Annotated in this window: 8 protein-coding genes and 2 pseudogenes; 4 read left to right on the forward strand and 6 right to left on the reverse strand. The window is 39.3% G+C overall.

Annotated features, from left to right (window positions below; all coding sequences use genetic code 11):
- A partial coding sequence (locus FFM55_RS09335) for a transposase (protein WP_170999689.1) occupies positions 1-376 on the forward strand: 376 nt, incomplete at its 5' end.
- Positions 377-564: 188 nt separating this feature from the next.
- Here the strand turns inward: FFM55_RS09335 and FFM55_RS10000 are convergent.
- Positions 565-840, reverse strand: a pseudogene (locus FFM55_RS10000) (polysaccharide pyruvyl transferase family protein); the annotation flags it as partial.
- Positions 841-918: 78 nt separating this feature from the next.
- Positions 919-1,167: a GlsB/YeaQ/YmgE family stress response membrane protein gene (locus tag FFM55_RS09345; protein WP_137600983.1), complete on the reverse strand. Its 249-nt coding sequence runs from the start codon at positions 1,165-1,167 to the stop codon at positions 919-921.
- 762 nt (positions 1,168-1,929) lie between these two features.
- Here FFM55_RS09345 and FFM55_RS10100 point away from each other — a divergent pair.
- Positions 1,930-2,052, forward strand: coding sequence for a hypothetical protein (locus FFM55_RS10100; protein ID WP_258088552.1), 123 nt, complete (start codon positions 1,930-1,932; stop codon positions 2,050-2,052).
- Between the two features lie 72 nt (positions 2,053-2,124).
- Here FFM55_RS10100 and FFM55_RS09355 read toward each other — a convergent pair whose 3' ends face one another.
- Positions 2,125-3,030 carry an alpha/beta hydrolase gene (locus tag FFM55_RS09355; RefSeq protein ID WP_137600984.1) on the reverse strand — a complete coding sequence of 302 codons (906 nt, stop codon included), beginning with the start codon at positions 3,028-3,030 and terminating at the stop codon, positions 2,125-2,127.
- 390 nt (positions 3,031-3,420) lie between these two features.
- On the opposite strand from FFM55_RS09355, the gene FFM55_RS09360 reads away from it, so the two are divergent.
- The gene (locus FFM55_RS09360; RefSeq protein ID WP_137600985.1) at positions 3,421-4,593 is read left to right on the forward strand and encodes an iron-containing alcohol dehydrogenase; all 1,173 of its coding nucleotides are present in this window, start codon (positions 3,421-3,423) and stop codon (positions 4,591-4,593) included.
- A 91-nt stretch (positions 4,594-4,684) separates the two neighbouring features.
- Positions 4,685-4,903 carry a hypothetical protein gene (locus tag FFM55_RS10005; RefSeq protein ID WP_240006024.1) on the forward strand — a complete coding sequence of 73 codons (219 nt, stop codon included), beginning with the start codon at positions 4,685-4,687 and terminating at the stop codon, positions 4,901-4,903.
- Positions 4,904-4,994: 91 nt separating this feature from the next.
- Here FFM55_RS10005 and FFM55_RS09370 read toward each other — a convergent pair whose 3' ends face one another.
- The 3 genes and pseudogenes from FFM55_RS09370 to FFM55_RS09380 form a co-directional block, all read right to left on the reverse strand.
- The gene (locus FFM55_RS09370; RefSeq protein WP_137600986.1) at positions 4,995-5,585 is read right to left on the reverse strand and encodes a site-specific integrase; all 591 of its coding nucleotides are present in this window, start codon (positions 5,583-5,585) and stop codon (positions 4,995-4,997) included.
- Between the two features lie 211 nt (positions 5,586-5,796).
- Positions 5,797-5,967, reverse strand: a complete 171-nt coding sequence (locus FFM55_RS10010; RefSeq protein ID WP_137600994.1) for a DUF3923 family protein — start codon at positions 5,965-5,967, stop codon at positions 5,797-5,799.
- A pseudogene (locus FFM55_RS09380) lies at positions 5,968-6,255 on the reverse strand (IS30 family transposase); the annotation flags it as partial.
- Positions 6,256-6,358: the final 103 nt, after the last annotated feature.

Genomic DNA, 6,358 nt, shown 5'->3' on the forward strand with positions numbered 1-6,358 from the left:
CACTAACCTAAGTCTTCCACAAAAAGACATCGTCCGTGTTTACCGCAAGCGTGCGGCGATTGAAGATATTATTCGCGAGCTTAAAGGTGGATTTGCCTTCGGCAAAACTGATAGCAGTTCATTTTTCGCCAACAAAGCGCGCATGTGGATCTCAGTGATTGCATCAAACTTGATGCGGTTGATGAAGAGTATTGCGTTGGACGACCAGCAACAATCGTGGACAATCAACACCTTTCGAGATCGTTTGTTAAAAATCGGTGGACGTGTCACTAAGCACGCCCGCAAGGTGATCTTGACGTTAGATAGCCGCAACCAAGAACAATTCGATGGTCTGTTCTGGCGAGCTTGGGAACGACTAAATGCTTTGTGGCAATAAAACAACGAATTATATTTTCAAAAAAATAGCAAAATCTGGCTGGTTTTAGTGTGCCCATTTTTCTCAAAAAACGCTCAATCAAAAAAACACCCTGAAACTGTGTCAAGGTACTGGCAGTTTCAAGGTAATTTATTGTATTTTACTGATTTAGCTGTGGTTAAAAATTTAGTGCATGAATAATCCGGGTTTATATTGTCAATCGTACTTTTTTTAACAACTTTTTCTGAATCATGCCGTAAAACGAATAAAGCCCCATTTCGATTGAAATTCCAGTTAACAGGTTTCATATATAAAACCATGTCAGGTGTAAAAATGACTGGGTTATCAAACGTTGATTGCATACGATGAAAACTTTGAGCATCACGTGCCACTAACACGAGATTAGGATTTTTCCGGTAAGCCTCTTGACTCTTTTGTTTTTCAATCTCACCATCTTCATTGTTTTCAAAATGTATTGATTGAGGTGATCAAAAATATTTTCTTCATCATTAGATTTAGGATCATCTTTTTTATTTTGCTATGATCAAAATTTCCCTTTTATTTCAATGTTTGATTCGAGTTGTGATCCAAGAAACAATAATTACTAGAATAACTGCTCCTATGATAGAAGGCACTAATGCCATGCCAGCAAGACTAGGCCCCCAGTTACCTAACAAACTTTCGCCTAACCATGAGCCAATTAATCCAGCAAGTATATTACTAATCCAACCCATAGCAGCACCTCGACTAGTAAGCGCTCCGGCTACTGCTCCAATTATTGCACCGACTATTAAGGCCCAAATAATTCCCATTTTCTATTCTCCTTTTTGCTTTTAAGGTATTCTAATTATATCACTTACTAGATAATATAGTTTAATAATGCTTACAAAAATTAATACAGGATATTTTCAAAGTTTTTAATGCTCTTATACTAAAAAAATGAAATTAGAAGTGACAGTGAAAGTAGATGACCTGTGTGAAACTATGGTGTTGAACCAACGTGAATTTGCTAGTTTAATCCACAATTGTACGCGTTGAAAATGGCTCTATAAACGCATCAACAAGCATACTTTCCGAGATAGTCCAAGCTACTCATTAACGCTTAACCGTTCAATCTATTCCTGCGTTTTAAGGATCATTATATCGTTAATAAAAACAGCCCCATTATCTAGCAATTTAATAATGGGGCTGTTTTAATATATCTGTAAGGGGTTATTTAAAAATGAACCCTATTAGAAGGTTATCCTCTAGTCATGAACAATTGTTTGCATTTAGAATCTCGCGTCAGTGATCATATAATCGATCAACCGTCACCCCAAAATAATCTGTGGGATGCTCATAGCTCTTACTCTTTAACCTTTCAATCACAGTCGGTTTAAATTCATTTTTTTCCACCTCGGTTCCTTCTTTTTTTAGATAGACATTCACGTGGTGAACAGTGACATTAAGTAAGGTGCTCCTATGCTAGATTTACAGGGCAGAAGAAAATCTGTCTCAAATATTGACTTCAATCTATTAAGCTTTTGACAGAATATGAAGGCGATTTCAAATACGAATTCGTTAAAAAAACCGGTATGAAACTTGAATTCAAAGTAACCCCTGATAACGATTTGGATGCCGCTGCTAAATTTGCCAAGAACTTAATTAAAGGTGAAACTTGGGGTACCGTACTTTTCTTTCAAGCAATTGCTGAATAATGTTCATATAAATAAAGACCGGGGAGTGCAATAATCCCGGTCTTTTTGTTTACTTAATTTTCGAAGATCACCTTATTTTTCTACAAACAAACTTCTGAAAAATTCTCCCTGTTGCTGATTAGCTTTAGCTGCCACGGCATCACGTTGATTCAATTGAAAAACGTATTCGCGCGGATCACTTTCCGTAGAGAAACTGGCAAATCGATGTGCCAGGTGATGGTCCAATAGAAATTGATCAAAGCGCACGCCCTCATCATGTAAAAAGTCATGATTGGCGGTCAGTACAAAAACTGGTGGGAAATCAGGCGTCACATAGTTTTCTGTATGCAGTTCCTGATCATATTTCTGCATCATTTCTGGTGTAAAATAGGTGCTCATCAAACTGTCCGGTGTTATGGCACCAGGACGTTTTACAAAATAAAAGCCACTATTCAGTGCTCCACCTCGGACAACAAGTTGCCCACTAGAGACTAATCCCAGCGCCTTGCGATATTTAGGATTCGCATATGCTGTCAAATACTGATAGGCGAGCGTGCCACCCGCACTATCGCCAATGATGAAAACATTATTTGTATCTAAATGATAGTCTTGCCCGTGATCAGCAACCCATTTTGCGACGAGTGCCGTATCTTTCAGTGCGCCTGGAAAAATGGTTTGAGGTGCCAGCCGATAATTGAAATTAACAACGCCAAATCCATGCCTCGCCCAACCAAGGCAGTAATGCTGATAAAGCTCTTTGGACCCGTATACGTTCCCCCCACCATGAATATCGATAATGGTAGGCACACTTTGTGTCACATCTTTAGGTGTATAAACATCTAACAAATTTTCTTCACCAGCTGGACCATAACTGATGTTGTCATATCGTTTGACATCCGGAAACTCCGTTGGTAGTCCTGCATCTCGTTTCTCATCTGAAGCGCGCCACTGATCTGTTGTGCGTTTAATATCGTCTAGTACTGCTTGTGTCACTTTCATTATGAATTTCCCCTTTACGACTCATGGGCCTAATTAAGGTGTCAATCGTCTCTGGTTGTGTCATACACCTTTAATATAAGCCTTACCACAGAAATATCAAATCTTATTAAAACAGGCACATAATTCACTCTTTCGAATGATTCATGTGCCTGAATTATTTTATTTTACCCAATCGCAATCGTATCTCAAATGTTGCCTAAGTAACTGAATAAAAATAGTCTAATTTATTGACTTCTGAGCAGTTTAAACCGCCGACAAATTAGCACTTTATTGCACAATTAAGGGACTTTTACCCAAAAACGATTGCAAACTGTAAATTTATTAGTTATAATTACTTTGTGAAATTGGTAACAATTGTTTTCAAAACTTCCGAAAGAAGGCATTTATATAATGGCTGAACGTAGTTATGACTTTCTGATGCCCAGCGTCAATTTCTTTGGCCCTGGTGTCATTAGTAAGATTGGTAATCGAGCAAAAACGTTAGGAATGAAAAAGCCCGTTATCGTCACGGATAAGTTCCTTGAAGGTTTAAAGGGCGGCGCCGTGGAACAGACTTTGGATTCTTTAAAGGCTGCTGGTGTGGACTACGTTGTTTACAACAACGTTGAACCCAACCCTAAGATTCGTAACATCAAAGAAGTTAAGAAACTTTACGAAGAATCCGGTGCGGACTCCATCATCACTGTTGGTGGGGGTTCTGCTCACGATACTGGTAAAGGTGCCGGCATTATTTTGACTAATGGCGACGACATTACCAAGTTGGCTGGGATTGAAACACTCGACAAGGCTTTGCCACCATTAATCGCCGTTAACACGACGGCCGGTACTGGTTCTGAATTAACCCGTCACGCGGTTATCACGAATGAAGAAACCCACTTGAAGTTCGTGGTTGTTTCATGGCGGAACATTCCGTTGGTTTCATTCAACGACCCAACTCTGATGCTTGATGTGCCTAAGGGCTTAACCGCAGCTACTGGGATGGATGCCTTCGTTCAAGCCGTTGAACCTTACGTTTCCGTTGACCACAACCCTATCACCGACTCACAATGTGTGGAAGCTATCAAGTTGATTGAAACTTCCCTTCGTGAAGCCGTTGCTAACGGCAACAACTTGGACGCTCGGACTAAGATGGTCGAAGCTGAAATGTTAGCCGGGATGGCCTTCAACAACGCCAACTTGGGTTACGTTCATGCCATGGCTCACCAACTCGGTGGTCAATACGACGCACCTCATGGTGTTTGCTGTGCCTTACTTCTACCTTACGTTGAAGAATATAACATCATTGCTTGCCCAGATCGTTTCGTCCAATTGGCTGAAATCATGGGTGAAAACACTGAAGGCCTATCAACGCGGGATGCTGCCGAATTAGCCATCAAGGCCATGAAGCAATTATCCGAAGACGTTGGTATTCCTCACTCAATCAAAGAAATTGGTGCTAAGCCAGAAGACTTTGAATTGATGGCTGAAAATGCCTTGAAGGATGGGAATGCTTTCTCTAACCCTCGTAAGGGGACAAAGGAAGATATCATCAAGATTTTCCAAGCTGCCTACGACGCTGAATAATTTAACGTAATATGATGAAAAGCCGCCGAATTTCGACGGCTTTTTTAGTGTTTGTGCGTATACTTAAAGGTAGTCAGAGAGGAGTCTCATCATGGAAAAATACTTAACGTTTGACTGCTACGGTACACTACTCAATGAAGAGGCAACCTACGCAGCCATCGAAACAGTTGCTGATAAAATTGGCGTCGATCCACGACTAGTCCGGGACCTCTCGGTGCCGAAAAAACCTGTCCATAATCTTGACATCAGCGCCGATATTGATTTGAATGCATACCAAACATTAATTGAAGTCCAAGCAGCCATTGGTTGATATATCAATTTTTATAATCGCAATCGCATCTCAATTATCACTAAGTAACTGAATAAAAATAGTCCAATTATTCAGTATGCTTTTGATGTAATTATCCAAAATCAATTTGATCTAACATCGTCTCGCGACTAGCTTGATCTAAACCAAGGTAAGTCAGTGTCATGGCTTCGCTTGAGTGATTCAATAAGTGCATGACTAAACCAATATTGTAATTTGACTGTGTATAGACACGATAAGCGCCTGTTTTACGCATGGTGTGCGTGCCTAAATAGTTGATACCTAGTAGATCACCAACACGCGCCATCACTTTATAAAACTGTTTCTCGGTGATATGGCGATCATGATGGGCTGTCGAGGGGAATAACCACTCAGAATTGATATTTTCTTGGACCAGCCAATCATGATATTGCAACAAGTCTTGCTGAACAGGCTTTAAATATAACGTGTTTGCTTTACCGGTCTTTTTATCATGAATAAAGGCTGTATTTTTGACAGAGCCCTCTGTATTATAGACATCTGATTTTTTTAATGTCATAACATCACTCACACGTAGTAGCGTGGCCTTACCAACTTGAAAAACGGTGTAATTTCGGCGACCAGCACGGAAACTATCGAGAAGTGTATCTTGTACCATCTTTAAGATGTTGGAGTCTTTGATGGGTAGGACAATTTGTTGCGCCATGATTTATATATACCTTTCTGAAATTAAATAATTAAATAAATAATTAAATTGTTTATTTATTGATGACCAGGACCGTATTTCTAAGCTTCTTTTATGGTTTATTATATCACTTAACAAAAAAACAGCCCCCATTATCTAATCGCTAGATAATGGGGGCTGTTTTAATAGGTTTTTTTAGGGGCGATTATATAAAAACCCCTATAATTTAGTTTTACTTTCTAGGCTTAACAAATAGCAGTAAGACAAGTTGGATCAAGACGATAAAAATAAAGAAAACCACTAGCACAATAAAAGTAGCTAATTTATTTACTGGCGTTTGAATTGTTCCAGCTCCATCAACTCTTCTAATAAAAATTACAAAGCTTAATGGTAGATTGCAAATTTAATCCGAATTTTTGGACAAATTTGTCAGCATAACCTGATACGGTGTTTGCCAGTCGAGTATTTTAAGCGGTCGCTGGTTAATTTGGAGTAACGTCGTCGTTAAATCTTGAGAACTAATGTGCTCAAAACGAGTCCCTTTAGGATAAAAATAACGTAAATTCCGATTAAAGCGTTCATTACTACCACGTTCAGCTGGAGTATAAGCATGGCAGTAATAGGTCTTAATACCAATACCATATTGTGATTCAAGTGATACTAGCCCACTAAACTCAGTGCCACGGTCCACAGGGTTCTGTTGCAAAGTTTTCCCAAAAATCTATTTTAGTGTAAAAGTGAGAAAAAAGACAGAGAGGACAGAGTAATGAATCATTTTAAAGGCAAACAATTCA

It is taken from the genome of Weissella sagaensis, from assembly GCF_005405285.1.
GTDB classification, from domain to species: domain Bacteria; phylum Bacillota; class Bacilli; order Lactobacillales; family Lactobacillaceae; genus Weissella; species Weissella sagaensis.